This window comes from Methylibium rhizosphaerae, assembly GCF_006386545.1.
Lineage (GTDB): Bacteria > Pseudomonadota > Gammaproteobacteria > Burkholderiales > Burkholderiaceae_C > Pseudorivibacter > Pseudorivibacter rhizosphaerae.
In genome coordinates this window covers 1-25,792 of sequence record NZ_SWAR01000012.1, presented here as the reverse complement: position 1 = coordinate 25,792, position 25,792 = coordinate 1, and the positions used below count along the sequence as shown (strand labels likewise).

23 protein-coding genes are annotated in these 25,792 nt (G+C 69.6%); 12 read left to right on the top strand and 11 right to left on the bottom strand.

The genetic code is table 11. From position 1 onward, the window contains the following. Window positions 1-22: 22 nt before the first annotated feature. The 3 genes from recQ (at window position 23) to E8D38_RS11000 (ending at window position 3,084) form a co-directional block, all read left to right on the top strand. Entirely contained in the window at window positions 23-1,894 is a 1,872-nt protein-coding gene (gene recQ / locus E8D38_RS11010) for a DNA helicase RecQ (protein WP_342779534.1), read from the top strand. 4 nt (window positions 1,895-1,898) lie between these two features. Next, window positions 1,899-2,495: a GNAT family N-acetyltransferase gene (locus E8D38_RS11005; protein ID WP_140629327.1), complete on the top strand. Its 597-nt coding sequence runs from the start codon at window positions 1,899-1,901 to the stop codon at window positions 2,493-2,495. A 97-nt stretch (window positions 2,496-2,592) separates the two neighbouring features. After that, complete coding sequence (locus E8D38_RS11000) at window positions 2,593-3,084, top strand: pyridoxamine 5'-phosphate oxidase family protein (protein WP_140629320.1); 492 nt, start codon at window positions 2,593-2,595, stop codon at window positions 3,082-3,084. A gap of 9 nt (window positions 3,085-3,093) precedes the next feature. Here E8D38_RS11000 and E8D38_RS10995 read toward each other — a convergent pair whose 3' ends face one another. After that, complete coding sequence (locus E8D38_RS10995; protein ID WP_140629313.1) at window positions 3,094-3,501, bottom strand: hypothetical protein; 408 nt, start codon at window positions 3,499-3,501, stop codon at window positions 3,094-3,096. A gap of 174 nt (window positions 3,502-3,675) precedes the next feature. On the opposite strand from E8D38_RS10995, the gene uvrA reads away from it, so the two are divergent. The 5 genes from uvrA (at window position 3,676) to E8D38_RS10970 (ending at window position 11,737) form a co-directional block, all read left to right on the top strand. Next, a complete protein-coding gene (gene uvrA / locus E8D38_RS10990) occupies window positions 3,676-6,618 on the top strand; it encodes an excinuclease ABC subunit UvrA (protein WP_140629308.1) in 2,943 nt (980 codons plus the stop codon). A gap of 59 nt (window positions 6,619-6,677) precedes the next feature. Further along, window positions 6,678-7,301, top strand: a complete 624-nt coding sequence (locus E8D38_RS10985; protein ID WP_140629300.1) for a 2-hydroxychromene-2-carboxylate isomerase — start codon at window positions 6,678-6,680, stop codon at window positions 7,299-7,301. 3 nt (window positions 7,302-7,304) lie between these two features. After that, window positions 7,305-7,982 carry a dienelactone hydrolase family protein gene (locus E8D38_RS10980; RefSeq protein ID WP_140629293.1) on the top strand — a complete coding sequence of 226 codons (678 nt, stop codon included), beginning with the start codon at window positions 7,305-7,307 and terminating at the stop codon, window positions 7,980-7,982. A 5-nt stretch (window positions 7,983-7,987) separates the two neighbouring features. After that, window positions 7,988-8,848: an amidohydrolase family protein gene (locus tag E8D38_RS10975; protein WP_140629290.1), complete on the top strand. Its 861-nt coding sequence runs from the start codon at window positions 7,988-7,990 to the stop codon at window positions 8,846-8,848. A 90-nt stretch (window positions 8,849-8,938) separates the two neighbouring features. Continuing rightward, window positions 8,939-11,737 (top strand): hybrid sensor histidine kinase/response regulator, encoded by a 2,799-nt coding sequence (locus tag E8D38_RS10970; protein ID WP_181179053.1) that lies wholly within the window; start codon window positions 8,939-8,941, stop codon window positions 11,735-11,737. Between the two features lie 58 nt (window positions 11,738-11,795). Here E8D38_RS10970 and E8D38_RS10965 read toward each other — a convergent pair whose 3' ends face one another. Then, window positions 11,796-12,224 carry an SWIB/MDM2 domain-containing protein gene (locus tag E8D38_RS10965; protein ID WP_140629283.1) on the bottom strand — a complete coding sequence of 143 codons (429 nt, stop codon included), beginning with the start codon at window positions 12,222-12,224 and terminating at the stop codon, window positions 11,796-11,798. A 321-nt stretch (window positions 12,225-12,545) separates the two neighbouring features. On the opposite strand from E8D38_RS10965, the gene E8D38_RS10960 reads away from it, so the two are divergent. From E8D38_RS10960 to E8D38_RS10950, 3 genes are read left to right on the top strand one after another with little or no spacing between them, the layout of a single operon-like run. After that, on the top strand, window positions 12,546-13,124 hold the full coding sequence (locus E8D38_RS10960; RefSeq protein ID WP_140629280.1) for a DJ-1/PfpI family protein: 579 nt from the start codon (window positions 12,546-12,548) through the stop codon (window positions 13,122-13,124). 32 nt (window positions 13,125-13,156) lie between these two features. Further along, on the top strand, window positions 13,157-13,546 hold the full coding sequence (locus tag E8D38_RS10955; RefSeq protein WP_140629277.1) for a ribbon-helix-helix domain-containing protein: 390 nt from the start codon (window positions 13,157-13,159) through the stop codon (window positions 13,544-13,546). A 51-nt stretch (window positions 13,547-13,597) separates the two neighbouring features. Further along, entirely contained in the window at window positions 13,598-13,951 is a 354-nt protein-coding gene (locus tag E8D38_RS10950; RefSeq protein WP_140629271.1) for a phage holin family protein, read from the top strand. A gap of 13 nt (window positions 13,952-13,964) precedes the next feature. Here E8D38_RS10950 and E8D38_RS10945 read toward each other — a convergent pair whose 3' ends face one another. Beyond that, window positions 13,965-15,560, bottom strand: a complete 1,596-nt coding sequence (locus E8D38_RS10945) for a M48 family metalloprotease (RefSeq protein ID WP_140629265.1) — start codon at window positions 15,558-15,560, stop codon at window positions 13,965-13,967. A 116-nt stretch (window positions 15,561-15,676) separates the two neighbouring features. Here E8D38_RS10945 and moaC point away from each other — a divergent pair, with 116 nt between their 5' ends. Next, the gene (moaC, locus tag E8D38_RS10940) at window positions 15,677-16,159 is read left to right on the top strand and encodes a cyclic pyranopterin monophosphate synthase MoaC (protein ID WP_140629261.1); all 483 of its coding nucleotides are present in this window, start codon (window positions 15,677-15,679) and stop codon (window positions 16,157-16,159) included. Here moaC and E8D38_RS10935 read toward each other — a convergent pair. From E8D38_RS10935 to E8D38_RS10900, 8 genes are all read right to left on the bottom strand, one after another. Next, complete coding sequence (locus E8D38_RS10935; RefSeq protein ID WP_140629256.1) at window positions 16,156-17,952, bottom strand: PglL family O-oligosaccharyltransferase; 1,797 nt, start codon at window positions 17,950-17,952, stop codon at window positions 16,156-16,158. The two genes, moaC and E8D38_RS10935, sit on opposite strands and share 4 nt — an antisense overlap. 29 nt (window positions 17,953-17,981) lie before the next feature. Next, window positions 17,982-18,767 (bottom strand): TfpX/TfpZ family type IV pilin accessory protein, encoded by a 786-nt coding sequence (gene tfpZ / locus E8D38_RS10930; RefSeq protein ID WP_140629251.1) that lies wholly within the window; start codon window positions 18,765-18,767, stop codon window positions 17,982-17,984. Between the two features lie 49 nt (window positions 18,768-18,816). Beyond that, on the bottom strand, window positions 18,817-19,362 hold the full coding sequence (locus E8D38_RS10925; protein ID WP_140629247.1) for a pilin: 546 nt from the start codon (window positions 19,360-19,362) through the stop codon (window positions 18,817-18,819). A gap of 101 nt (window positions 19,363-19,463) precedes the next feature. Further along, entirely contained in the window at window positions 19,464-20,012 is a 549-nt protein-coding gene (locus E8D38_RS10920) for a pilin (RefSeq protein ID WP_140629243.1), read from the bottom strand. Window positions 20,013-20,243: 231 nt separating this feature from the next. After that, complete coding sequence (locus tag E8D38_RS10915; RefSeq protein WP_140629239.1) at window positions 20,244-21,020, bottom strand: MBL fold metallo-hydrolase; 777 nt, start codon at window positions 21,018-21,020, stop codon at window positions 20,244-20,246. 237 nt (window positions 21,021-21,257) lie between these two features. After that, window positions 21,258-21,938 (bottom strand): FHA domain-containing protein, encoded by a 681-nt coding sequence (locus tag E8D38_RS10910; RefSeq protein WP_140629236.1) that lies wholly within the window; start codon window positions 21,936-21,938, stop codon window positions 21,258-21,260. A 102-nt stretch (window positions 21,939-22,040) separates the two neighbouring features. Then, window positions 22,041-22,823 carry a Stp1/IreP family PP2C-type Ser/Thr phosphatase gene (locus E8D38_RS10905; protein WP_140629234.1) on the bottom strand — a complete coding sequence of 261 codons (783 nt, stop codon included), beginning with the start codon at window positions 22,821-22,823 and terminating at the stop codon, window positions 22,041-22,043. A 24-nt stretch (window positions 22,824-22,847) separates the two neighbouring features. Next, entirely contained in the window at window positions 22,848-25,514 is a 2,667-nt protein-coding gene (locus E8D38_RS10900) for a CHASE2 domain-containing serine/threonine-protein kinase (protein ID WP_140629232.1), read from the bottom strand. Between the last annotated feature and the right edge of the window lie 278 nt (window positions 25,515-25,792).

The following is a 25,792-nucleotide window of genomic DNA, read 5'->3' as shown; positions in this document are numbered from 1 at the left end:
GCGCCTTCCACTCGCCTCCAACGTGTCTTCCGCCCCGCTTTCCATCCTGCAAGAGGTCTTCGGCTACGGCGCCTTTCGCGGCCACCAGGCCGAGATCGTCGAACACGTGTGCGCCGGCGGCGATGCGCTGGTGCTCATGCCCACCGGCGGCGGCAAGAGCCTGTGCTACCAGGTGCCGGCCATCGCGCGCCAGCGGGCCGGCCACGGCGTGACGGTGGTGGTGAGTCCGCTGATCGCCCTGATGCACGACCAGGTCGGCGCGCTCGAGGAAGTGGGCGTGCATGCCGCCTTCCTGAATTCGACGCTGTCGTTCGAGGAGGCCCAGCAGATCGAGCGCGACCTGATGAACGGGCGGCTCACGCTGCTGTACGCCGCGCCCGAGCGGGTGACGACGCCGCGCTTCCTGGCGCAGATGGATTCGCTGCACCAGCGCGGCCTGCTCGGCCTGTTCGCCATCGACGAGGCGCATTGCGTGAGCCAGTGGGGCCACGACTTCCGCAGCGAATACCTGGGCCTGTCGGTGCTGCACGAGCGCTATGCCAGCGTGCCGCGCATCGCGCTCACCGCGACCGCCGACGAGCACACTCGCGCCGACATCATCGAGCGCCTGCAGCTGGGCGAGGCGCGGGTGTTCATCAGCAGCTTCGACCGCCCGAACATCCGATACACCATCGTCGAGAAGGACGAACCGCGCCGGCAGCTGCTGCGCTTCCTGCGCGACGAGCATGAAGGCGAGGCCGGTGTCGTGTACTGCCAGAGCCGCAAGAAGGTGGAGGAAACCGCCGCCTGGCTCAACGACGAAGGCATTGCCGCGCTGCCCTACCACGCCGGGCTGGACGCCGCCGTGCGCCAGAAGCACCAGGACCGCTTCCTGCGCGAGGAGGGGCTGGTGATGGTGGCCACCATCGCCTTCGGCATGGGCATCGACAAGCCCGACGTGCGCTTCGTCGCCCACCTGGACCTGCCGAAGAACATCGAGAGCTACTACCAGGAGACCGGCCGCGCCGGGCGCGACGGCGAGCCGGCCGAGGCCTGGATGACCTACGGCCTGGCCGACGTGGTGAACCAGCGCCGCATGATCGACGACAGCCCGGCCGGCGACGAGTTCAAGCGGGTGCAGCGCACCAAGCTCGATGCGCTGCTGGCGCTGGCCGAGGCGCACGACTGCCGGCGGGTGCGGCTGCTCGACTACTTCGGCGAAGCAAGCGCGCCCTGCGGCAACTGCGACAACTGCCTGAATCCGCCGGCCACCTGGGACGCCACCGAAGCCGCGCGCAAGGCGCTGTCGTGCATCTACCGCTTCCAGCAGGCCGGCCGCGAATGGGGCCCCCGCAGCTTCGGCGCGGTGCATCTGATCGACGTGCTGCGCGGCAAGCGCACCGACAAGGTGGCGCAGTACCAGCACGAGCGGCTGACCACCTTCGGCATCGGCGCCGACCTGTCCGAGCAGCAGTGGCGCTCGGTGCTGCGCCAGCTGATCGCGCTGGGCCATGTGGTGGCCGAGGGCGAATTCAGCACGCTGGCCCTCACCGAAAGCGCACGCAGCGTGCTTAAGGGTGGTGAGACGATGCTGCTGCGCGTGCCGGCCGAGGCGCCCAAGCGGGGCAGGCTGTCGCGCGGCAAGGCGGGCAGTGCCAAGGGCAAGACCGCGCCGGCCGATCTGGACGCCGCGGCCCAGCAGCGCTTTGCCGCGCTCAAGGCCTGGCGCGCCGAGGTGGCCCGCGAACACAACCTGCCGGCCTACGTGGTGTTCCACGATGCGACCCTGGCCGAGATGGCACGCCAGCAGCCCGGCTCGCTGGCGGCGCTGGGCGAGGTGAGCGGCGTGGGCGCCAAGAAGCTCGAAGCCTACGGGCAGGAGATCCTGCGGGTGCTGGCGGCCGAGGCGGTCTGAGGCCATGGAGCTGCGGCCTTTCACCGCCGCCGACGCCCGCTCGCTGGACGAGGTGTGCATCCGCACCGGCCAGCACGGTGGCGATGCGAGCCAGCTCTATGAAGAGCCGACCCTGCTGTGCGACCTCTACCTGCGCCCCTACCTCGCACTGGAACCGTCGCTGGCCTTCGTGGCGGTGCGGCATGGCCGTCCGCTCGGCTACATCGTCGGCACGGCTGACACGCTGGCTTTCGCCGCCCGCTGCGAAAACGAATGGTGGCCGGCCCTGCGCGCCCGGCACCCGCGGCCCGCCGACGGCGACAACAGTCCGGACGCCCAGCTTCTGCGGCGCCTGCACCAGGGGGTCGGCATGGAAACCCTGCCGTTCCTGAGCGATCACCCGGCGCACCTGCACATCGACCTGCTGCCCGAAGCCCAGGGGCACGGCATGGGCCGGCGGCTGATGGAACGGCTGTTCGCCGCCTTGCGCGAACGCGGCGCGGCGGGCGTGCACCTGGGCGTGTCGGCCCTCAATGAACGGGCCCTCGCGTTCTATCGGCGCATGGGCTTCGATACTCTGCAGCCGCAACCGTGGGGCGAGTGGATGGGGCGTCGGCTGTAGTCGCCGGCCGACGCGCGCTGCCGCCCTGCACTGACCCGTCGAGACCGCGGCGGCTCCTAGCATCGTGTGTGTGCCGCACGTCAGCCAGGAGTCCCCCATGGAAGTCGAATCCCAACGCAGCGAAGCGCTCGGCCGGGTGGCCGAGATGATCGAGGACATCCGCGTGGGCATGGTCACCACGGTGGACGAGCACCTGCGGCTGGTGAGCCGGCCGATGAGCGTGCTGCGCGTCGACGGCAGCGCCGACCTCTGGTTCTTCACCAATGCCACGTCGGCCCGGGCGCACCAGCTGTCGCAGGTGAACGTGAGCTTTGCCGATGCCGGCAAGTCGAGTTTCGTGTCGGTGTTCGGCCGCGGCGAGCTGGTCTACGACCGCGAGCTGGTGCACGAACTCTGGAGCCCCATGGCCAAGCCCTGGTTCCCGCTGGGCCCGGACGATCCGGACCTGGTGCTGCTGCACGTCATCACCGAAGGCGCCGAATACTGGGACGCCGCGTCCAGCAAGATCGTGCGCGCGCTCGCCACGGCGGCGTCCATCGTGAGCGGCCGCCCGGTCGGCATGGGCGACCACGGCAAGCTCAACGCCTGAGCCTGCGCGTCACGGCAGCACCGTCACCGTGACCGGCGCACTGTCGGCCACGTTGCCGGCGAAGTCGAAGGCCCGCGCGAAATAGCGCACGCTGCCGGTGGCGCTGGCCGGCACGGTGGTGGTCCATTCGTACGGCGAACAGCAGTCGGTGGCCAGCCGCGTGATGCCGCCGCCGCTTTCGATGCGGAAGAACATCACCACGTCGACGCCGCTGTCGGCGTCGCTGGCGGCCGCCACCAGCGCCACCTGCTGCCCCGGCGCGGCGCTGCCGGGGTTCACCGCGATCGAGACGTCGGGCGGCCAGTCGTCGTAGTCCCAGTAGCCGCCGACGTAGATGCCGCCGCCGCAGGCGCTCATGAACATCGCGAATGCCGCGATGCCGAAACGCCAGGAACCGGGTCGCCGGGGCTGCCACATGGTGGCGTGATGCTAGGCCCGCGACCGCGGGCTGCGCAAGCGGGACGGGCCCTGGATGAGGGGCCTCCTGCCGCCACGGTGTCAGGAGTGCCGGCTCCTCGAAGCGCCCGCTGGTTATCATGGCCGGTTGCCTTCCTGGCACCTTCTTTCCGGTCGATCCTTACGATCCCTTCCATGGCCCGCCGCCCTTCCAAGCCGCCCCAGGCACCTGCCGATGCCACCCTGGCCACCGCCGCGCCGCAGCGGCGCGAAAAGTCCATCGACGCGCCGGTGATCCGCGTGCGCGGTGCGCGCACGCACAACCTCAAGAACATCGACCTCGACATCCCGCGGCACCAGCTGGTGGTGATCACCGGGCTGTCGGGCTCGGGAAAGTCCAGTCTGGCCTTCGACACCCTGTACGCCGAAGGCCAGCGCAGGTATGTGGAGAGCCTGTCGGCCTATGCGCGGCAGTTCCTGCAGCTCATGGACAAGCCCGACGTCGACGTGATCGAGGGCCTCTCGCCGGCCATCTCGATCGAGCAGAAGGCCACCAGCCACAACCCGCGCTCCACCGTGGGCACGGTGACCGAGATCCACGACTACCTGCGCCTGCTGTACGCGCGCGCCGGCACGCCGTTCTGCCCGGACCACCAGCTGCCGCTCGAGGCCAGCAGCGTGAGCCAGATGGTCGATGCGGTGCTGGCCCTGCCCGAGGACACGCGCCTCATGGTGCTGGCGCCGGTGCTGCGCGACCGCAAGGGCGAGCATGAGGAGCTGTTCGCCGACATGCAGGCGCGCGGCTATGTGCGCTTCCGCATCGACAGCACGGTGTACGAGGTGGCCGAGCTGCCCAAGCTCAAGAAGACCGAGAAACACGACATCGACGTGGTGGTCGACCGCCTGAAGGTGCGCCCCGACATGAAGCAGCGCCTTGCCGAGAGCTTCGAGGCCGCGCTGCGCATCGCCGACGGCCGCGCCATCGCGCTCGAGATGGACTCCGGCCGCGAGCACCTGTTTTCAAGCAAGTTCGCCTGCCCGGTCTGCAACTACTCGCTGGCCGAGCTGGAACCGCGCCTGTTCTCGTTCAACTCGCCGGTGGGCGCCTGCCCCAGCTGCGACGGCCTGGGCGAGGTGGTCGTGTTCGACCCGCAGCGGGTGGTAGCCTTCCCCTCGCTCAGCCTGGCCAGCGGCGCGGTGAAGGGCTGGGACAGGCGCAATGCCTACACCTTCTCGCTGCTCGAGAGCGTGGCGAAACATTACGGCTTCAAGATCGACACGCCGTTCGAGCAGTTGCCCTCCGAGCACCAGCAGGTGCTGCTGTACGGCTCGGGCAGCGATGAGATCCCGTTCGTCTACGAGGCCGAAGGCGCGAGCGGCAAGAAGCGGTCGGTGAAACGCTGGCACCCCTTCGAAGGGATCATCCCGAACTTCGAGCGGCGCTTCCGCGAAACCGATTCGGTCGCGGTGCGCGAGGAGCTGGCGCGCTACCAGAGCCACAAGGCCTGCCCCGACTGCGAAGGCACCCGGCTGCGCCGCGAAGCGCGCCACGTGAAGCTGGTCGACGCGAGCGACGGCAGCGCGCGGCCGATCTACGAGATCTCGCATGCCACCCTGCGCGAGGCCCACGGCATCTTCAGCCGCCTGCAGCTCAAGGGCGCCAAGGCCGAGATCGCCGACAAGGTGGTGCGCGAGATCGCCTCGCGCCTGACCTTCCTGAACGACGTGGGCCTCAACTACCTGAGCCTGGACCGCAGCGCCGACACGCTGTCGGGCGGCGAGGCGCAGCGCATCCGCCTGGCCAGCCAGATCGGCTCGGGCCTCACCGGCGTGATGTACGTGCTCGACGAGCCCAGCATCGGCCTGCACCAGCGCGACAACGACCGGCTCATCGGCACGCTCAAGCACCTGCGCGACCTGGGCAACAGCGTGCTGGTGGTGGAGCACGACGAGGACATGATCCGTGCCGCCGACCACGTGATCGACATGGGCCCCGGCGCCGGCGTGCATGGCGGCCGGGTGCTGGTGCAAGGCACCTGCGAGGAGGTGGCCGCCAGCGACGACTCGCTCACCGGCCAGTACCTCGCGCGCACGCTGCGCATCGCGGTGCCTGCGCGGCGCCGTTCGCTCGCCGACAGCGCCGAGCCGCTCGCGCTGAAGATCGTCAACGCCCGCGGCAACAACCTGAAGGGCGTGACCGCCGAGATTCCGGTCGGCCTGTTCACCTGCGTGACCGGCGTGTCGGGTTCCGGCAAGAGCACGCTGGTCAACGACACGCTGTATGCGGCGGTGGCGCGCAAGCTCTACCAGAGCCACCTCGACCCGGCCCCGCACGACGACATCGAAGGGCTGGACGCGTTCGACAAGGTGATCAACGTCGACCAGTCGCCGATCGGCCGCACGCCGCGCTCGAACCCGGCCACCTACACCGGCCTGTTCACGCCCATCCGCGAGCTGTTTGCCGAAGTGCCCACCGCCCGCGAGCGCGGCTACGGCCCGGGCCGCTTCAGCTTCAACGTGGCCGGCGGGCGCTGCGAGGCCTGCCAGGGCGACGGCGTGCTGAAGGTGGAGATGCACTTCCTGCCCGACGTCTACGTACCGTGCGACGTCTGCCACGGCAAGCGCTACAACCGCGAGACGCTCGAGATCCTCTACAAGGGCAGGAACATCAGCGAGGTGCTCGAGCTGACGGTGGAGGACGCGCACGAGTTCTTCAGCGCGGTGCCGTCCATCGCACGCAAGCTCCAGACCCTGCTCGACGTGGGCCTGGGCTACATCCGCCTGGGCCAGAGCGCCACCACGCTGTCGGGCGGCGAGGCGCAGCGGGTGAAGCTGGCGCTGGAGCTGTCGAAGCGCGACACCGGCCGCACGCTCTACATCCTGGACGAACCCACCACCGGCCTGCACTTCCACGACATCGCGCTGCTGCTGCAGGTGCTGCACCAGCTGCGCGACCACGGCAACACCATCGTCGTGATCGAGCACAACCTCGACGTCATCAAGACGGCCGACTGGCTGATCGACATGGGCCCCGAGGGCGGCGCCGGCGGCGGCACGGTGGTGGCGGTGGGCACGCCGGAAGACGTGGCGGCCAACCCGGCGAGCCACACCGGGCGCTACCTGAAGCCCCTGCTCTGACGAGGCGGCGGTGAGTGCATAGACTGCGGCCCCAATCGTCACACCCGAGGGGGCCGCAGTTGACTACCACCACCATCGACTACTACTTCGCGCCGCAGTCGCCCTGGAGCTACCTGGGCCACCAGCGGCTGAGCGACATCGCCGCGGCGCACGGCGCCAGCGTGCGGCTGCATGTCATGGACCTGGGCCAGGTCTTCCCCGTCTCCGGCGGCCTGCCGCTGGCCAAGCGGGCGCCGCAGCGCCAGGCCTACCGGCTGGTGGAACTCGAACGCTTCAGCCGCTGGCTGGGTGTGCCGCTGAATCCGCAGCCGAAGTTCTTCCCGGTGCCGGCCGACGACGCGGCGCGGCTCATCCTGGCGGTCGACCAGGCCGACGGCACCGGCGCGGCCATGAAGCTGGCCGGCGCGGTGATGCGCGCGGTGTGGGCCGACGAGCGCAACATCGCCGACCCGGCGACGCTGGGCGCGCTGCTTGCCGAGCAGGGCCTGGCCGCGGCACGGCTCGACGACGCGCGGTCGCCCGCGGTGCAGGCGCGTTATGAAGCCGACACCCGCCAGGCCATCGAGGCCGGCGTGTTCGGCGCCCCGAGCTACCTGATCGACGGCGAGATCTTCTGGGGCCAGGACCGGCTCGACTTCGTCGAGCGCCGCCTGAAGCCACTGCAGCAGCCAAGGGAGCAATGACACATGGGCACGATGATCGAACTCGAAGCCGCCGACGGCCACCGCTTCGGCGCCTACCTGGCGGCACCCGAAGGCGCGCCGCGCGGCGGGCTGGTGGTGGTGCAGGAGATCTTCGGCGTCAATTCCCACATCCGAGCGGTGGCCGACGGCTATGCCCGTGACGGCTACCTCGTCATCGCGCCGGCGCTGTTCGACCGCGCCGAGCGCGGCATCGAGCTCGGCTACGGCACAGCCGACATGGAGCGCGGCCGCGCGCTGAAGGCCGCCGCGGCGGGCCAGGACACCACCGAACCGCTGCTCGACATCACCGCGGCGATCGAGCAGATCGAGCCGGCCGGCCGCGTGGGCATCGTCGGCTACTGCTGGGGCGGCTACGTCGCCTGGCTGGCCGCTGCCCGGCTGCCGGGGCTGGCCGCCGCGGTGACCTACTACGGCGGCGGCATGCAGGAGGCGGCCCAGCTGCAGCCGCTGTGCCCGGTGCTGGCGCATTTCGGCGAGACCGACGCGCACATCCCGGTCGCGCGCGTGCGCCAGTTCGCCGCAGCCCGGCCCGAGGTGGCGGTGCACCTGTACGACGCCGGCCACGGCTTCAACTGCGACCAGCGCGGCTCCTACGACGAAGCCTCGGCGCGCCTGGCGCGCGAACGCACGCTGGCCTTCCTGCACGAGCACGTGGGGTGAGGCCGATGCGCAGCCTGGTCGCAGCGATCCTGTGCGCTGCGCTGAGCGTGCCGGCGGCGGCCGAACCCTACCGCGGCCCGCTGTTCGATGCGCACCTGCACTACAACGACGAAGCCTGGAACCAGCACGGCCTGCCCGATGCGCTGGGCCGCATGCAGCGCAGCGGCGTACGCGCCATCGTCGCCAACAGCCGCCCGAACGACGGCACCCGCACGCTCGCCGCAGCCCGCGCCGAAACGGCGGCCGCCGGCGTCACCGTCGTGCCCTTCGTGCGGCTGTACCGCAACCGCGCCGACTACACCGGCTGGTTCGCCGACCCGAGCATCGTGACGATGGTCGAGACCGAGCTCGCGCGAGGCACGCCGGCCGGGCCTTATCGCGGCCTGGGCGAGTTCCACCTCTACGACAGCGCCAACGCCGACGGCCCCACCGCGCGCCGGCTGATGCAGCTGGCGCAGCAGCGCGGGCTCGCCGTGCTGGCCCATGTGGACGACGTGGCCATCGACAAGCTGATGGCCCACGCCCCCAAGGCGCGGCTCATCTGGGCCCACACCGGCATCGGCGGCGTGCCGGTCGCGCGCGTGCGCGAGCTGCTGGCCCGGTACCCGCTGCTGCTGGGCGAGCTGTCCTACCGACCCGGCCTCACCGAAGGCGGGCGCCTGAGCGCCGAATGGCGCGACCTCTTCACCGAGCAGCCGCAGCGCTTCCTGGTGGGCTCGGACACCTGGATCAACGGGCGCTGGCAGGGCTACGAGGGCCTGATGCAGGAAGCGCGCGAATGGCTCGGCGAGCTGCCGCCGGAAGTGGCCCGCCGCATCGCATGGGACAACGGGGCCGAACTCTTCGGGCTGGCCGCGCCGCGCTGAACGCAGCATTGCGGGCGCTAGCGGTTTGCCCTGCTGCAGCGAGCCGGGGCCTCGCTGAGAATGCCCGGTCCTGCCTCTGACGTCGAAGCGATGCACCCGCCCGTCCCGGTCCCCGCCAACGAATCCTCACGACTGGACGTCCTGCACAGCCTTGACATCCTCGGCTCCGGATCCGAGCAGAGCTTCGACGGCCTGGCCGAATGCGCCGCACGGCTGCTCGGCTGCAGCGCCGCCTTCGTGACGCTGATCGATGCCGACCGGCAATGGATCAAGGCCGGCTTCGGCGGCCCCGGCCGTGGTGACTACCCGCGCGAGACCACCTTCTGCGCCCATGCGGTGGCGCAAGGCTCCCTGCTCGAGGTCCCCGATGCGCGCGACGACCCGCGTTTCGCGGACAACCCGCTGGTCACCGGCGCGCCCTTCGTGCGCTTCTATGCCGGCGAGCCGCTGCTGGTGGACGGCTGCGCCGTGGGCACCCTGTGCGTGATCGACCCGGCGCCGCGCCGGCTGAGCGACACGGACCGCCGCTCACTGCAGCTGCTGGCGCGCGCCGCGGGAGAGCTGCTGGTGAACCGGCGCCTGCTGCGGAGCCACCAGGCCGAGCAGCAGCGCCTGCTGGACTTTGCGCGTGCGTCGGGCGACTGGATGTGGGAGACCGATGCGCAGGGCCGCTACCAGTGGATCTCGGGCGCCTTCGAACCCATCACCGGCCTGCCGCCGGCCGCGCTGATCGGCGAGCCGATCGCCGACGCGCCGCTGCTCAATGCCGAGGGCCGGCCGGCGGGCGGCACCCTGCACGAGCTGCTCGCGCGCGGGCAGCCGTTTTCGCGGGCGCTCACCGAGAAGTCCACGCCGCGCGGGCGGCTCGTGGTGTCGCGCAGCGCAGTGCCGGTGTTCGATGCCCGGGGCCGGCTGACGGGCTGGCGCGGCACCGCACGCAACATGACCGCGCGCATCGCGGCAGCGGCCGGCCACCGCGCGCGCGACGAACTGCTGCATCGGCTGATGGCACAGGCGCCCGGCGTCATGTTCCAGTACCAGCGGCACCCCGACGGCCGCGAAAGCTTCCCGTTCGTCAGCGAACGCATCCATGAGCTGGTGGGCGTCGAGGCGGCCGAGGTGCTGGCCGACCCTGGCCGGGCCTTCGGCATGATCCACGAGGCCGACCTGCCCGCCGTGCTGGACGCCATTGCCGCCTCGGAGCGCGACCTGAGCCCGGCACGCTACGAGCAGCGCGTCTGCCTGGCGGGCGGGCAGCAGCGCTGGCTGGAGACACGCGCCACGCCGGAGCGTCTGGCCGACGGCGGCACCCTGTGGCACGGCTTCATCACCGACGTCACCGAGCGCAGGGAAACCGAAGAGGCGCTGCGCCAGTCGGAACAACGCTGGAACCTGGCGGCCGGGGCCGCCGGCATCGGCATCGGCATGCTCGATGTGGCTACGCAGGCGGTGCAGTTCGATGCGCAGGCCAACGCGAACCATGGGTTGCCGCATCCGCCGCCGCACTTCACGTTCGCCGACTGGCTCGCTCAGATCGACCCCGAGGACCGCGGCAACGCCGAGGCCGCGGTGCTTCGCGCGGTGCAGCAGTGCAGCACGCTGGAAGCGCGCTACCGCATCCGGCGCGCTGACGGCACGCCGCGCTGGCTCGAATTCCTCGCGCAGGTGCAGTGCAACGACGACGGCGAGCCGACCAGCCTGATCGGCACCTGCCGCGACGTGACGGAGCAGCTGCAGGCCGAGCAGCTGCGTCGCGACAAGCTCGAGGCAGAACGTGCCAGCCGCGCGAAGACTGCCTTCCTTTCGCGGGTGAGCCATGAGCTGCGCACGCCGCTCAACGGCATCCTGGGCTTCGCGCAGCTGATGGAGCTGGACGGCGAGCATCCGCTCGCGCCGGTGCAGCGGCAGCGGCTGTCGAGCGTGCAGCGCGCCGGCCGCCACCTGCTCGAGCTCATCAACGACGTGCTCGACCTGACCCGCATCGAACGCGAGGACTTCACCCTGCAAGCCGAGCCGGTGGCACTGGCTGCCTCGCTGCAGGGCTGCCTCGCGCTGGTGGCGCCGCTGGCGGCCACGCGCGGCATCGTGCTGGTACCGGCACCGCCCACCACGCTGTGGGTGCGGGCGGACACGCGAGCGCTCGAGCAGGTGCTGATGAACCTGCTGTCCAACGCCATCAAGTACAACCGCGACGGCGGCCGCGTGTGGGTCACGGTCGACTCCACGGCCCGCAAGGTGACCATCGCCGTGCACGACACTGGCCCCGGCCTCACCGACGAGCAGCGGGCCCGCCTGTTCCAGCCGTTCGCGCGCCTGGGTGCGGAGGCCCGCCGCATCGAAGGCAGCGGGCTGGGCCTCGTGATTGCGCGCCAGCTGGTGCAGGCCCAGGGCGGCTCGCTCGACGTCGAGGGCGAACCGGGGCAGGGCTGCGCGTTCCGCGTGGTGCTGCCGCGCTGCGCGCCTGCCAGCGCCAGCACGGATCCGCAGGCCGAAGCGCTGCCGCAGACCTCCCGCGAAGCCGCCGCACGGCAGCTGATCTACGTCGAGGACGAACCGCTCAACGTGGTCCTGATGCAGGAGCTGTTCCGCGCCCGGCCGCATTGGCAGCTGCAGGTGGCCTGCGACGGCCGCCAGGGGCTGGCGATGGCACGGCAGCGCGGCGCAGACCTGATGCTGGTCGACATGAACCTGCCCGACATGAACGGGCTGCAGCTGCTGCAGCGGCTGCGCGCCCACCCTGCCACTGCGGGGGTGCGCTGCATCGCCCTGTCGGCCGACGCGATGCCCGAGCAGGTATCGCGCGCCCTGGCGGCGGGCTTCGATGGCTACTGGACCAAGCCGATCGACGTGCAGCGCCTGCTGCAGGAGCTCGACCAGCTGCTCGCCTGAAAAAACAAAGGCCCGCCGAAGCGGGCCTCTGCAACCTTGGCAGGTTCAGCTCACCGGATCACTTCAGGTGGCTGTTCACCAGCTTGGTCATCTCGAACATCGAGGCCTGGGCCTTCTTGAAGATTTCCTTCAGCTTCGCGTCGGCATTGATCATGCGCTTGTTGACGGCGTCCTGAAGCTTGTTCTTCTTGATGTATTCCCACACCTTCTTGGTGACCTCGGTGCGCGGCAGCGGCTTGTCACCCACGATGGCGGCCAGCGCGGCGCTGGGCGTCAGGGCCTTCATGAAGGCCGCGTTGGGGGTGCGCTTCTTCGCCGGAGCGGCCTTCTTGGCGGCGGCCTTCTTGGCCGGTGCCTTCTTGGCCGGTGCCGCCTTCTTCGCCGGGGCTGCCTTCTTCGCAGGGGCCTTCTTGGCCGGTGCCGCCTTCTTGGCGGGGGCCTTCTTCGCCGCCGCTTTTTTCGCGGGGGCCTTCTTCGCAGTTGCCATGTTGAAACTCTCCATCAAATGGTTGGTTGATGTGCCGGGCCCGGGCGAAGCCACATGAGCTTTCGTTCTCTCAGCAACCCTGCGGGGCGAATGGTACTGCCTGAGTGCTGCATTGAGAAGCAGTTTTCACTCTGAAAGCACGTATTCACGCGGGTTTGCGGGCCGTTTTGTCGTGGCGTCACATCACTCTTCGCACTCGAAGCGGCGATGAGCCCTCGAGGCGGGCCTCCTCGATGGCGCGGTAGCGGGCTACTACCCGCTTGCATGAGCCCTTTCCACAATGCCCGAGCGGCCGATCAAGGCGCGACCGAAGGAGCAGCGATGAGCAAGACGATCCTGATGATCACCGGCGACTACACCGAGGACTACGAGACGATGGTGCCGTTCCAGGCGCTGCAGGCGGTGGGACACACCGTGCATGCGGTGTGCCCCGGCAAGAAGGCGGGCGAGTGGGTGGCCACCGCGGTGCACGACTTCGACGGCGCGCAGACCTACTCCAAGAAGCCCGGCCACCGCTTCACGCTGAACGCCACCTTCGACGAGGTGCGCGCCGACGCCTATGACGCGCTGCTGATACCGGGCGGGCGGGCGCCCGAGTACCTGCGCATGAACGCCCGGGTGGTCGAGCTGGTGCAGGCCTTCGCGCGCGCCGACAAGCCGATCGCGGCCATCTGCCATGGAGCGCAGCTGCTTGCCGGCGCCGGCGTGATCCGCGGCAAGCGGGTGTCGGCCTATCCGGCCTGTGCCGCAGAGGTGGAACTGGCCGGCGCCAGCTATGCGCAGGTGGCGATTGACGCGGCCGTCACCGATGGCAAGCTGGTGACCGCGCCGGCCTGGCCTGCGCATCCGGCGTGGATCGCGCAGTTTCTGGCGGTGCTGGGAACGCGCATCACGCATTGAGCATCGGCGACACCGCCGCAAGGAGCGATTCGATGTGCGAGATCTTCATCCGGGCCGACCCCGAGTCCTACGCGTCGCGCACGCGCTCCGTGCGGCTGCACGGCGTGGTCACGAGCCTGCGGCTCGAGAACCTCTACTGGGACGTGCTGGAGGAGATCGGCAGGCGCGACGGACTGAGCGTGGCCCAGCTGCTCGCGCGCCTGTACGACGAGCTGGTCGCCGCCCGCGGAGAGGTCGGCAACTTCGCATCGTTCCTGCGGGTCTGCGCGCTGCGCTACATGGCACTCGTGGCGCGCGGCCGCATCCCGGCCGACCTGGCGGTGCCGGTGCGATCCCTCGACCCTGATCGCGTGCTCGACCAGCTGCCGCAGGGCTGGGCCGCGCCGCGCGGCAGTCGAAGCGGCGCGCGCCACCACGCCTGAGCGCAGCCCCCGGTGGCCGAGACGGCGCCGCCGGGGTATCCTGCGCGCGCCATGAAGACCCTCATCCGATGGCTGCTGCTGGCAGCCGCCCTGCTGCTGGTGGCCCACGTTTACCCCGGCGTCGAGATCAAGAGCTTCGGCTCCGCGATGATCGCCGCGCTGGTGCTGGGCCTGTTCAACGCGGTGCTGCGCCCCCTGCTGGTGGTGCTGACGCTGCCGGTGACGGTGGTGACGCTCGGGCTGTTCCTGTTCGTCATCAATGCGCTGATGTTCTACAGCGCGGCCTACGTGCTCGACGGCTTTGCGGTGCGCAGCTTCGTCGCGGCACTGATCGGTTCGCTGCTGTACAGCGCCTGCGGCCTCGTGATCGACGCGGCGCTCGAGCGGCTGTTCAACCGCGACTGAGGCGAACGAGCCGCTACTGCTGCTGGTCAGGCGGCGGCTCGCGTTCGCCGCGCTCATCGACCAGCTCGCGGCGCCGCTGCGCCTGCACGTCGCGCAACCGGGCCTCGATGACCGACGCTTCCACCGAGTCGCGCGCCGGGCTCTGGCGCGCGAGCCGCTGGCCCGAACGCAGCCGGTCCACCGCGCCTTCGAGGTCGCCGATGGCCACCCGGGCCTCGGCCTGCGCCCGCACCGCACGCAGCGGCTGGCCCAGGCGGTCCCAGCTCTGCGCGGCGTAGTCCCACGCCAGCGCGTCCTGCGGGTACAGGGCCACCCAGGTCTGCAGCTCGTCGGCGCTGCGCTGCAGTTCGCTGCGCGGCACGCCGCTCATGAGGGCCTGGCGCGCCCGCAGCAGCCGCACCGGCCGTGAGCTGTCGCCCGCAAAGATGGCGAGCATTTCGCCGGCGCGTTGTGCATCGCCACGCTCGATGAACGACTCGGCGCGCAGCAGGTTCACCTGGCGCTGTGCACCGCCTTCGCCCTGCGCGAGGCCGGCCGCGGCCTTGATCGCGGCATCGGCGCGCGTCCAGTCGCGCTGGCGCACTGCGGCCAGCGCCACCGCGTATTGCGCGGCCAGGTGCTCGGCGGTGCTGTCCGGCGTGGGCTCGGCATCGCTGGCGCCGATGCGGGCAAGCGCCTCGGCACGCAGGTCCATCAGCACCCGAGCCCGCCCGCGCATCACTGCATGCTCCAGCGGGCCCTTGGTGAGCCTGGCTGCGGCCGCGACGGCTCCCACGCCCAGCCTCGAGCGGGCCTCGCCGATCCGCTCGGTGGTCAGCGGGTGGCTGCGCAGGTAGGGGAAGTTGTTGCTGTCGTTCAGCCGCGAGGCGCTGGCCATCTTCTCGAACATGGCCGCCATGCCGGCCGGCTGGAAGCCGGCGCCTGTCATCACGCCGTAGCCCACGCGGTCGGCTTCGCGCTCCATGTCGCGGGAGAAGTTGAGCTGACCCTGCGCGGTGACGGCCTGGCCGCCGGTGATGAGTGCATTGGCAGCCTCGGGGCTGCGGCTGGCGGCGAGGATGCCGAGGATGGCCGCGGCGATGCCGATCATCGATGTGCGCTGGCTGTTGCCGATCATGCGCGCGATGTGGCGCTGGGTGACATGCGACATCTCGTGCGCCAGCACCGAGGCCAGCTCGTCACGCGTGCCGGTCATCGCGATCAGGCCCAGGTGCACGCCGACGAAGCCGCCGGGCAACGCGAAGGCGTTGATCGAGCGGTCGCGCACGAGGAAGGCCTCCCACGAGAAGTGGTCAGCCAGCTCGGTCGGCAGGTCACCGCGCGACCGGGAAGCGCCGAGGAGCGGCTCCCACAGCGACTGCACGTAGGCGAGCAGCACCGGGTCGTCGACGTAGGCCGGGTCGCGCCGGATGTCTCGCATGATGCGGTCGCCCAGCCGTCTCTCCGACACCACCGACAGCTCGGCCGCAGTGGCATCGCCCAGCGCGGGCAGTCGGTTCTGGGCCATCGCCTGCGGCAGGCCGGGAGGGCCCGCCAGCGGGCTCAGCGCGACCAGACAGGCAGCCAACGCCGAGATGCGGCGCCAGCGAAAGCGAGGAGGTAGGGGCATGCGCAAGATCCGATGTTGCGAACGGTGGCGATGGGACCGCAAAAGACGACCCGCGGTTCGCACCGCGCAGGACTATCATGACCCGCATTTGTAAACCACTGCAAAGCCCGCCTGCGATGTCTTCGCCGCTCACTCACTTCGATGCACAAGGCCAGGCCCACATGGTCGACCTGGCGAACAAGGACGTCACCCACCGCGTGGCACGTGCTGCCGGGCAGATCCGCATGCAGGCCGCCACGCTGGCACTCATCGCGTCGGGCAGCGCGAAGAAGGGCGACGTGCTTGGCGTGGCGCGCATCGCGGCCATCCAGGCCGCCAAGCGCACGGCCGACCTCATACCGCTGTGCCACCCACTGCCGCTGACCCGCGTGGCAGTGGAGTTCGAGGTCGACCAGGCCCTGCCCGGCGTGCGCTGCACGGCGCAGGTCGAGACGCTGGGGCGCACCGGCGTCGAGATGGAGGCACTGACCGCCGTGCAGGTGGGCCTGCTCACCATCTACGACATGTGCAAGGCTGCCGACCGCGGCATGGTGATGGGCGAGGTGCGCGTGCTCGAGAAGCGCGGCGGCAAGTCAGGCGAGTGGGTCGCCGCGTCCTAGTTCGCGCCGTTCGCGCGCGGGCGGCGGAAGTCCTCGAAGGTCAGGTGGGTCGGCTCGGGGCCGCACTGGAAGTTCTCGTCCACCGACTGCTGCGAACCGTCGCACACCGCGAAGAGCTGGTCACCCAGCGGATGACGGAACTCGCGCAGGCGATGCGCCAGATAACGCGCGCGGTCGAGGTGGCCGAGCTGGGCCTCCGCTTCGGCCCAGCTGCGCAGCAGGCGCGCATCGATGAGGTTGTGCGCGGCACGCTCGAAGGCTTCGATCGCCTCGCCGGGTGAGCCGGCGGTGGTGGCCGCCGCGTAGTCGCCTTGATGGGAGAAGAACAGGCTGTGCTGTCCGCGGGCGATGCGCTCGGCGAGCGGGGCGGGGCTGGGAGGCGGCGCGTAGATGGCCACGACACGCTGGTAGTCCCACACGGCATACAGCGCGCCGAGCGCCAGGGCCACGCCGCATGCCGCCAGCAGGCCGAACCGGCGTGGGGCCGATGCTGCCGTGAGCCCACTCTCCTGCAGTGCCGGGGCGAGCGCCAGACCCCAGGCGAACATCACCGGCAGGAGGAAGTACGAGTACCACATCGGGTACTCGAGCATGCTGTGCACACCGGCCAGCAGCACCATGAAAAGGGCCGCGCGTTCAGTGGCCGGGTGCCCCGCGCCACCCTTGCGCACGCGCTCCACCAGACCCCACAGCGCCCAGCCGAGCAGCCCCATCACGAGCAGTGAGAGGGGGATGCCGAGTTCGACGACGAACTGCAGCGGCAGGTTGTGGGTGTGGTCGAAGAATGCGACGGGGCGACCGGGGAAGGGTGTCAGGGTCCAGGCGAAGTTGAACTCGCCGAAGCCCACCCCGGCCCACGGATGCATCCGGATCAAGGCCAGCGTGTTGGCCCAGATGCCGAACCGGGAGCTGGAGATGTCGCCGCCGCCATTGACCGTGCGGCCAAAGTTGTGGGCGCTTTCATTGGCCCACAGCTCCATCACGCCCCACCAGGCGAGATAGATCAGCGGAGCGGCCAGCAGGGTGATGCGCAACGGGCGTGACAGACGCCGGTCGATCAGGCCCCATGCCGAGAGCATGAAGACGCCGATGATCCCGGTGCGGCTGCCGGTGAGCACCACGCCCCACACCAGGGCCACCAGGATTGCGACGCAGGCCGCGTCGCGCCGCGGGCCTGCGCGGGATGCGCTTGCCAGCCACACGACGGACGCACACGCGAGGAGCAGCAGCGTGCTGAGGTGATTGGGCTGGCGCAGGTTGCCGACCGCCCGGCCGGGCAAGCCGGACTTCGCGAGCCAGGTGCCGTCGGCCCAGTCGGGCGCAAAGACCTGCACGAGCGCGATGGCCGTGCTCAGGAGGCCCGCGACCGCAAGCGACAGGCAGAACACGCCGAACGCCTCGTCTGCGCGCCCGCTCGCACCCACGCGCCACGCCACCCAGCCCACCAGTGCAGCCGCGACGACCACGGCGGCCGAGCCGAAGGCGAGGCTGGCAGGCAGGCGCGTCCACAGGGGCGAAACCAGCGCCGCCAGCGCGAGCACCGCCATCGCTGCCGCCAGCATGCAAAGGCGGCTGCTGCCCTTTGCAGGAACGACGGCTGGCAGCGACACGAGCAGCCAGGCGCACAACGCGCCCCATGCGCCCAGTGCGAGCGCCTGGTTGTAGAAGGTGGAAGACGGCGGTGCGTTGTAGGCCAGCAGCGTCGGCAGCACGACTGCCATGAACGCGAGCGGCATGTTCGGAGCGCCCTCGCGCGCATGGCGCTCGAGGGGCGGGAGGTCATTCGTCGGCATGCCGCGATTGTGGCGGCGAAGGGCGGCGCTCAGAAGAAGCCGTCGTAGGGCACGAAGCCGGCAATGTCGCCATCGGGCTCGAGCAGCACGCTCCAGCCTTGTGCGCGGGCCATCACGGGCAGGAAGCGGGCGCTGTCAGCCGCGAGGCCGTGAGCGGAGAGGCGTTGCTGCAGATCGGACTGCGCCTGCGGATACTGCTTGAGCAGCACGGATACCGGACGGGCCCGTTCGAGCGCGGCCGCCTTCGACTGTTCATACGGCTGCCAGTAGCTGGGGCGCTGGCCGACGTCATAGCCCTGAAGCGCCAGATCGATGGCCTGCAAGCGCTCGTCTCCTGCCTGGGACGTGCGCGTTCCGAGCAGCCAGCGGGTCGCCATCGGCAACTCGCGGTAGGCCGGCAGCGCCCGCGGCAGCTCCTGGACTCGCACATCGAATGCGGTGACGACCCGGAAGCGGTCGGTCTCGAACACCAGGGCGACCGGCCGTACCGCGTAGACCGTGTGCAGCCCGTAGGCCAGAGCGCCCAGCTGCATGGCACCGATGATGGCGAGGTCGCGCACCAGCTCCTTGCGTGGCTTCTTCTCGTTGAAGACCACGAAGGTCAGCAACGGACCCATCACGACGTCGACCGACACCACCAGCCAGAACAGGCCGCGGCCGCCGGCGAGCACGTCGTAGGGCGATGGATACCACAGCCACAGCACCAGCAAGGCGGTGAGCAGGGCCACGAGCAGGGACAGCAGGAAATGGACACCCGCCGCGAGGGCACGGCGCCGGAGGGCCGTCGACACGGGCCCCGGGGTCGTCGCATTCATTCGAGTCATCGAGCAGTCAGATGGACCGCCGATTGTCGTCGCACCGGGTTCAGCGGCAGTCCGCAGGCGCCAGGCGCGCCGGGACTCTGCCGAGCATCGCCGGCGTCATGCCGCGCTGCACCGCGACGCCTGCGCTCTCGGACGCGCAGGCCCACACCACCGAACCGGCCGTATTGGCCGCGTAGGCATCCGCCAGGGTGGCGGCGACCCCGCCTGCGAACACGAAGGGTGACAGGGTGATGGTGTTGGTGACAGCGGTGAGGCCGCCGACATTGCCCTCGTTCAGCGTGACGGTGATCACCCCGGTGGCGTTGTTGATCGCCACCTGGCGCACGTATTTGCTGCGCGCGGGATTGACGTTGTAGTCGTCGGCCGCGGCCTGCACATCGGCCATCGTGCGAGGCGCATCCGCCACCGCGAGCTTCGCGCCGGCGGCCAGCACCAGGCCTTCGCTGATGCGCCCGCGGGTCATGTAGTCGCTGTAGGCCGGCAGCGCGAACGCCGCCACGATGCCGATCACTGCCACCGCGATCAGCAGCTCCACCAGCGTGAAGCCACGGTCATTCAACCTGAAACGGACAACTGAAGCAGTCATAGCGATCTCGCCCGCCCATGCGGATTCAAGGCCTCAAAAGGAGAAAAGGGGCTGCAGCATGCAGCCCCTCTCTTGTCACTCAGGTGAGTGTCAGGTCTTGCTTAGCGGCACTCGCTCGGAGCGAAGCGGGCGGGCAGCGTGCCCGGGGTGGCGGGCGGCAGGCTGCGGCCGGTGGACACAGTGCTGGTGTCGGAAGCGCAGCCCCAGTCGATCGGACCTTGCTGGCCAGCGGCCTGAGCGGCGCTGATCAGGGCCACGTCGGTAGCAGCGGAGCCGTGACGAACGTAAGGCGTCAGCACGAGCGTGTTGGTCGCGGCGGTCAGGCCACCAATGTTGGTGGTGTTGTAGGTCACGGTGACCACGGCGTTGCCATCGGTGGTCATCAGGATGCTGTCGACGTACTTGCTGGCGGCGCCCCGGTCACCGACCTGGCCGTTCCAGGCAGTAACGGCAGCGGTCGTTTCAGCGGCCGTCGAAGCCGACGTGTTGATCATGGCCTTGGCGTCGCCCGCCAGAGCCAGACCTTCCGTCACGCGGGCACGGGTCTGGTAGTCGTTGTAAGCCGGCAGGGCGACGGCGGCCAGGATACCGATGATCGCAACCACGATCATCAGTTCGATCAGGGTGAAACCTTGTTGAACGCGCTTCATGTAACTACTCCGGGTAGTGAGTGGTGGTGGATTGCGATCTCTCTGTTGCAGAGGCCGTGCCAGCGGCCTGACGAGGGCATTTGTGATGGATTGCGCAGCAAACAGTGACGAAATGGCTGAACAAGGACACAGACAGTCACGCCCACCTACATCTGACGGTCTTTGCTGACGCTTTTTGTCAGATCGAGAGCTGCCAATTAGCGGCACCCATGGGACTTTCGCCCATGGGCGTCAGAGCGAAAAGCACTCGCCGCTGGCCAGCGGCACGATGCGATGCCGCGTCTCGATGGCGTGGATCTCGGCCAGCACCGCCTCGCGCTCGCCCGGCTTGGTGTGGGTGATGTGCACCGGCACGCTGCCGGCCAATTGCTGCAGTTCGGCCGCCAAGGAGCTGGGCGCCAGATGCTTGCTCAAGTCGGCCAGCGGACGCTCGTCGTCGCCGAAGGCGGTTTCGATGACCAGCTGCGCAATGCGACGACCCTGGAGCGCCGCCCAGAGCGCAGGGTTGGGACCTGTGTCGCCGGTGTAGACCCACCAGCCCGACGACGTATCCACCGCATAGCCAACCGCCGGCACGGTGTGCGCCGCCGGCAGCACCTCGATGCGCTTGCCGCCGAGCTGCAGTACTTGGCCGACCTCGATGGGCACCAGCTTCAGGATGGGGCGGCTGTCGGTCGGAAGCCGGGTGAAGTCGGGCCAGATCACGCCGTTGAAGACGTGCTGGCGCAGCGCTGAGAGCGTCTGCGGCAGCGCATGCACGTGGATCGGCCGGTAGTCGCTTTCGGTGATGCGCCGCCGCATCACGCTGTCGGCCAGCAGGGGAATCGACAGCACATGGTCCAGGTGCGAGTGGCTCAAGACGATGTGGTCGATCTTCGCCAGCTCGTCCAGGGTGAGGTCACCCACGCCGGTGCCCGCGTCCACCAGCACGTCGTCATCGAGCAGGAAGGCGGTGGTCTTGCAGCCGGCGGCGATGGCACCGGAGCATCCGAGGACACGAACGATCATTTGGCGGACAGAAGGTGAAGCCGGGGCTTCGAGGAGCGGTAACGGCCACCGCCGCAGTGTCGCGAGCGGCGGTCACGCGCGCGTCACCAATGCTGCCGAGGCCCACCCGGCAGCGCAATAGCAGCCGGGGCGAGTTCATCACGCTATTCGAGTAACGCGGTGATACGCGTCTGGGCCCTGTGAAATGCATCACGGCGCCCTTGGGCGCCGTGAATACGGGGAGACGCGGCTCGCAGCTCAGGGCTGCACGAACTGCATCTGCGTGCCGGCCAGCTCGATGACGTCGCCGTTCTTGAGCTGCACCGGCTCGGCGCTCACCGGGTTGCCGTTGACCGTGGGCCTTGCCGTGCCTTCGACATGTGCGAACACATAGCCGCCGGGCCGCTTGGTGATGGAAGCCACCTGCACGCCGGGCTTGCCGACGGTGGTGACCACCTTGGACAGGGCCACCTCACGACCGGCCGCGGCCCCGTTGAGCACCTTGATCGCCGCATTGGGGACGCCGGGGCCGCCCAGCGGGCCGAACCCTGAAGGCGTGCCCAGCGGCGCCGTGTTGGAGAAGCCGCCCTGGCCGACGGCACCCACCGCCTGGCCCGGCTTCATGACCATGGTCTTCTCGTAGTCGGAGGCTTCCTCGAGCAGGTACTTGATCTTGTACTTGCCGATCTCGACCGTGTCGTTGTGCTGCAGCAGCTGCTTCTTGACGGCCTTGCCGTTGATGTAGGTGCCGTTGGTGCTGTTGAGGTCTTCGATGAAGACGTCCTGGCCGACCATCTGCAACACCGCATGCTCACCGCTGACCGCGAGGTTGTCGATGACGATGTCGTTGTAGGGGCGCCGACCCAGCGTGGTCTTGTCCTTGGTGATCTGGACTTCCTTGATGACAACGCCGTCGAGCGAAACGACCAGTTTTCCCATGCGTGACCCCTGTATGTCTCCGAAGTGTTTTGTGATGCGGCCGGTAGCGGGACGAGAACTGACGGCTTGCGGGAGGCCCTCTGTGGCGTCGGCGATCAACGGTCAGCGCCGAAAAGGCCACCACGAGCGGGTCGGCGACGTGGTACCCAGCGCGCGCGCAAGGACCACGGCAATATTATCCTTTCCGCCCGCGTCATTGGCGGCGGCCACCAGCGCTGCGCCCGCTTCAGGCAATGAGTCGTGCAGACGCAACACGGAAGCGATGCGCTCGTCGTCCAGCATGTCGGACAGCCCGTCCGAGCACATGAGGAACATGTCGCCGGGCAGCACGTCGTGCAGGTGGGTCTCGAGCAGCACCGTGTCCTCGACGCCGACCGCTCGCGTCACGAGGTTCTTGTTGGCCGAGAACGCTGCCTGCTCGGGCGTGATGAGCCCGGCATCGATCTGCTCCTGCAGCAGCGAATGGTCGCGGGTGATCTGCTGCAGCTTGCCCTGTCGCCACCGGTAGCCGCGCGAGTCGCCGATGTGCCCCATGAGCAGCCGCCCCTCGCGGAACACGGCCGCCACCAGCGTGGTGCCCATGCCGGCGTACTGCGGGTTGGAGTTGGCCGCATTGAAGATCGCACGGTTGGCGTTGTCGACGCAGATGTCCATCGCCCGGCGCACGTCGGTGTCGGTGGCGTTGATGGAAGCTTCGGTGAGCCAGCGGCCGAGTTCGGACTTGATGAAGGCGGTGGCCATGCCGCTGGCCACTTCGCCGGCGTTGTAGCCGCCCATGCCGTCGGCCAGCACCGCCAGGCCTGCCTGCTCGTCCACGGCGACGGAGTCCTCGTTGTTGGTGCGCGCACGACCCGTGTCGGTCACGCTGAAGAACTCGAAACTCATGGGTGGCGACAAGGTAAGCAGGCGTTAGCGAGGGGCATTTTGCACTGGATCGGCCGAGGGCCCCCCCTCCAAATCGGTGCGCGTGGGCAGTTTCAAAGTGGGCTCCATTCCGCTAGGCGCGGGCGGCTGCGTGAGTTCTTCCACAGGTTTGGGCAGCGGCGCCGTGCGCTGCGCGTCGAGCGCCGCCGCCACCGCGCGCAAGTCGGCGGCGAACTGCCGGCCGTCGCCGTAGCGCATCTCGGGCCGCTTCTCGAGCGCCAGCGCCACGATGTTGGCCAGCGCCTCCGGCAGCTCGGGCTTGATGGTCCGGATGTCGGGTGCCGGCTCGTTGGCGATGGCGTACATCAGGGCGGCCATGGAGTCGCCGCGGAACGGCAGGCGGCCGCACAGCAGCTGGAACAGCGTGACGCCCAGCGAGTACAGGTCGCTGCGGCCGTCGACGCGCCGCCCGGACATCTGCTCGGGCGACATGAAGGACGGCGTGCCGAGCACGACGCCGGTCTTGGTCTTGCTCGAGTCGGTGATGCGCGCGATGCCGAAGTCGGTGACCTTCACCGTGTCGGCGGCGATGTCGACCATGATGTTCGATGGCTTGATGTCGCGGTGCGCCACACCCTGGCTGTGCGCGTAGGCCAGCGCATCGGCCACGCGCGCGATGATGCGCAGCGCCACCGGCACCGGCAGCAGCCGCGCCGGGTTGCTGTAGGCGGACAGGTCATGCCCCTTCAGGAACTCCATCGCGATGTAGGCGAGGTCGTGCTCCTCGCCGGCATCGAAGATCGTGACGATGTCCGGATGCTGGAGCCGGCCGGCGGTTTCGGCCTCGCGGAAGAAGCGCGCCCGCGCATCCTTCAGCTCGGCGCCTTCGAATTCCTGGCCGAGCGCCATGGTCTTGATGGCCACGAGGCGGCCGATCTTGGGGTCGCGGCCGAGGTACACCGCCCCCATGGCGCCACGGCCGATTTCCTTTTCGACGCGATAGCGCCCCAGCATTGGTTTTTCCACTTCGCCATCCGCCTTGAGCGTGGGAGGGACGGCCGGGCCGCCCGCACCCGCGCCGGTGATCATGCTCTCGGAGAGATTCTTGGCTCGCTTGAGCTTGGTCTTCAAGTCCTTGTAGCCGTCGTCGAAGCCGGCCATGTGTTCGTAGATGGCCTGCGCCTTGTTGAACTGACGCTTGCGCTCGAAGTCCAGCGCCAGGTTGTACAGGTTGTCCATCAGCTCGGGGCCGTGGCGAGCGTCCATCGGCACGCGGCGGAACTTGTCCCATGCCATGTCGAGCTGGCCCTGCCCCTGCAACGCGAGGCCCAGCATGCGGAACGACTCCGCCGATCGTGCGTCGGCCTCCTCCTTGCCGGCTTCGGTGACGAGGAAGCGCCGGGTCGTGAGGGCCAGGTGGCCGATCACCAGCACCACCACCGGCAGCACCGCCTGCACCCAGACCGAAGCCTGCGTCAGCAGCCCGTAGCCCAGCACGAGCAGGGTGGCGGCCACCAGCAGCGACATGGCAGCACCCACCGGTGCCGAAAGCCGCGGCAGCACCAGCAGCAGGTAGGCGGCCACCGCGACCACCGCGCCCACCGAAAAGCCCAGCGCCCAGGCCGGCTGGGTGATGAAATGCTGCGCGAGCAGGCTCGAACTCACATGGGCCAGCGCCTCGACGCTCGGCATGGCCGGCGACACCGGCGTCGACAGCAGCGACCCGACACCCGCGGCGGTGGCGCCGATGAGCACCAGCTTGCCCGCGTACTTGGCCGCCGGCACCGTCCCGGCCAGCACCGCATGGAAGGAGTCGGTGGTGAAGGGCGCCCGGCCTTCGCGGCTGGCGTAGAAATGCGGGCGCATCACCGCCGCACCGTCGGTGCCGATGTGCAGCCGCCCCAGCTGCACCGAATCGTCGCTCGCGTCCAGGCGCACCTCGGGCACCTTGAGATTCAGCTGCCGCGTCACCGCGGCCAGCGGCAGTGAAGGCAGCGCCCGGCCGTCGTGGCTGAGCAGCAGGGCCTGGCTGCGCACCGTGCCGTCGGCGTCAGGGATGAAATTCGAATGGCCGACGGCCGCGGCGCCGCGGGCCAGCGCCGGCAGGGGCCAGGCGGCCGCCGACGTGGCCGGCAGCACGCCGCCCGGGTCCTCGAGCGTGGAGGGCAGCACCTCGGCGGGCACGCTGCCGTCGGGACGGCCCAGCGGCAGGCCCGGCACCAGTTGCGCCGCCAGCACGGTACGGCCGCTGGCGGCCACGCTGCGGGCCAGCTGGCCGTCGGTGTCCAGCGCGGCTTCCGCGTCCTTGAAGGCCTGCGCCAGCGTTGCATTGGGCGCGAGCTCCGGGTCGGCCGCCACCGTCTGCGCAATGCGCCGCAGCTGCTCGAGCCCGCGATCGGTCTGCGGCTCGAAGAAGAACGCCGTGTGGACGATGGTCTTGGCGCCGCCGGCGGAGAGCTGGTCGATCAGCCGGGCATGCACGTCGCGCGACCAGGGCCAGCGGCCGATCTTCGCAATGCTGGCGTCGTCGATGGCGATGAGGGCCACGTCGGCCGAGGGCACGCGCGCGCTCGACGCCATGCTGAAGTCATAGAAGCGTCGCTCCAGCCCGGAGATGGCATCGGTAAGGGCATGCAACACCAGCACGAACACCACGACGGCGAGGCCGAGGAACCAGTCGCTTTTCCAGACCGCGGCGCGCATCCGTCCCATGTGCGATTCGTGCGTTTGAGTGAGCGTGGCACGTTATCACAGGGCTTGCGCCTGCACGCTCCCAAAGAGGCAGGGGCTGCCGAAGCAGCCCCTGTTGTGCGCGCGCGGCGGCGGCGCTCGCTCAGGCCTCGGCTTCGGCCGTCTTCTTGTTGCGTGCCGCCAGCTTGCCGATGGCCAGCACCAGCAGCGCGCCGGCGATGCCTGCGCCGTAGCGGATGGCGGCGATCACCTCGGGCGCCGCGCCGGCCTTCTCGGCCGGCACCGTGGGCAGGTAGGGC

What these genes read in the sequence shown, in the direction of transcription:
- tfpZ (WP_140629251.1), bottom strand. Translation starts at nt 18,767, where the DNA reads ATGAATGCGACGACCCCGGGGCCCGTGTCGACGGCCCTCCGGCGCCGT.
- E8D38_RS11000 (WP_140629320.1), top strand. Translation starts at nt 2,593, where the DNA reads ATGGAAGTCGAATCCCAACGCAGCGAAGCGCTCGGCCGGGTGGCCGAG.
- E8D38_RS10945 (WP_140629265.1), bottom strand. Translation starts at nt 15,560, where the DNA reads ATGCCCCTACCTCCTCGCTTTCGCTGGCGCCGCATCTCGGCGTTGGCT.
- E8D38_RS10960 (WP_140629280.1), top strand. Translation starts at nt 12,546, where the DNA reads ATGAGCAAGACGATCCTGATGATCACCGGCGACTACACCGAGGACTAC.
- E8D38_RS10910 (WP_140629236.1), bottom strand. Translation starts at nt 21,938, where the DNA reads ATGGGAAAACTGGTCGTTTCGCTCGACGGCGTTGTCATCAAGGAAGTC.
- E8D38_RS10905 (WP_140629234.1), bottom strand. Translation starts at nt 22,823, where the DNA reads ATGAGTTTCGAGTTCTTCAGCGTGACCGACACGGGTCGTGCGCGCACC.
- E8D38_RS11005 (WP_140629327.1), top strand. Translation starts at nt 1,899, where the DNA reads ATGGAGCTGCGGCCTTTCACCGCCGCCGACGCCCGCTCGCTGGACGAG.
- E8D38_RS10975 (WP_140629290.1), top strand. Translation starts at nt 7,988, where the DNA reads ATGCGCAGCCTGGTCGCAGCGATCCTGTGCGCTGCGCTGAGCGTGCCG.
- moaC (WP_140629261.1), top strand. Translation starts at nt 15,677, where the DNA reads ATGTCTTCGCCGCTCACTCACTTCGATGCACAAGGCCAGGCCCACATG.
- E8D38_RS10970 (WP_181179053.1), top strand. Translation starts at nt 8,939, where the DNA reads ATGCACCCGCCCGTCCCGGTCCCCGCCAACGAATCCTCACGACTGGAC.
- E8D38_RS10995 (WP_140629313.1), bottom strand. Translation starts at nt 3,501, where the DNA reads ATGTGGCAGCCCCGGCGACCCGGTTCCTGGCGTTTCGGCATCGCGGCA.
- E8D38_RS10980 (WP_140629293.1), top strand. Translation starts at nt 7,305, where the DNA reads ATGGGCACGATGATCGAACTCGAAGCCGCCGACGGCCACCGCTTCGGC.
- E8D38_RS10915 (WP_140629239.1), bottom strand. Translation starts at nt 21,020, where the DNA reads ATGATCGTTCGTGTCCTCGGATGCTCCGGTGCCATCGCCGCCGGCTGC.
- E8D38_RS10955 (WP_140629277.1), top strand. Translation starts at nt 13,157, where the DNA reads ATGTGCGAGATCTTCATCCGGGCCGACCCCGAGTCCTACGCGTCGCGC.
- uvrA (WP_140629308.1), top strand. Translation starts at nt 3,676, where the DNA reads ATGGCCCGCCGCCCTTCCAAGCCGCCCCAGGCACCTGCCGATGCCACC.
- E8D38_RS10950 (WP_140629271.1), top strand. Translation starts at nt 13,598, where the DNA reads ATGAAGACCCTCATCCGATGGCTGCTGCTGGCAGCCGCCCTGCTGCTG.
- E8D38_RS10925 (WP_140629247.1), bottom strand. Translation starts at nt 19,362, where the DNA reads ATGACTGCTTCAGTTGTCCGTTTCAGGTTGAATGACCGTGGCTTCACG.
- E8D38_RS10935 (WP_140629256.1), bottom strand. Translation starts at nt 17,952, where the DNA reads ATGCCGACGAATGACCTCCCGCCCCTCGAGCGCCATGCGCGCGAGGGC.
- E8D38_RS10900 (WP_140629232.1), bottom strand. Translation starts at nt 25,514, where the DNA reads ATGGGACGGATGCGCGCCGCGGTCTGGAAAAGCGACTGGTTCCTCGGC.
- E8D38_RS10965 (WP_140629283.1), bottom strand. Translation starts at nt 12,224, where the DNA reads ATGGCAACTGCGAAGAAGGCCCCCGCGAAAAAAGCGGCGGCGAAGAAG.
- E8D38_RS10920 (WP_140629243.1), bottom strand. Translation starts at nt 20,012, where the DNA reads ATGAAGCGCGTTCAACAAGGTTTCACCCTGATCGAACTGATGATCGTG.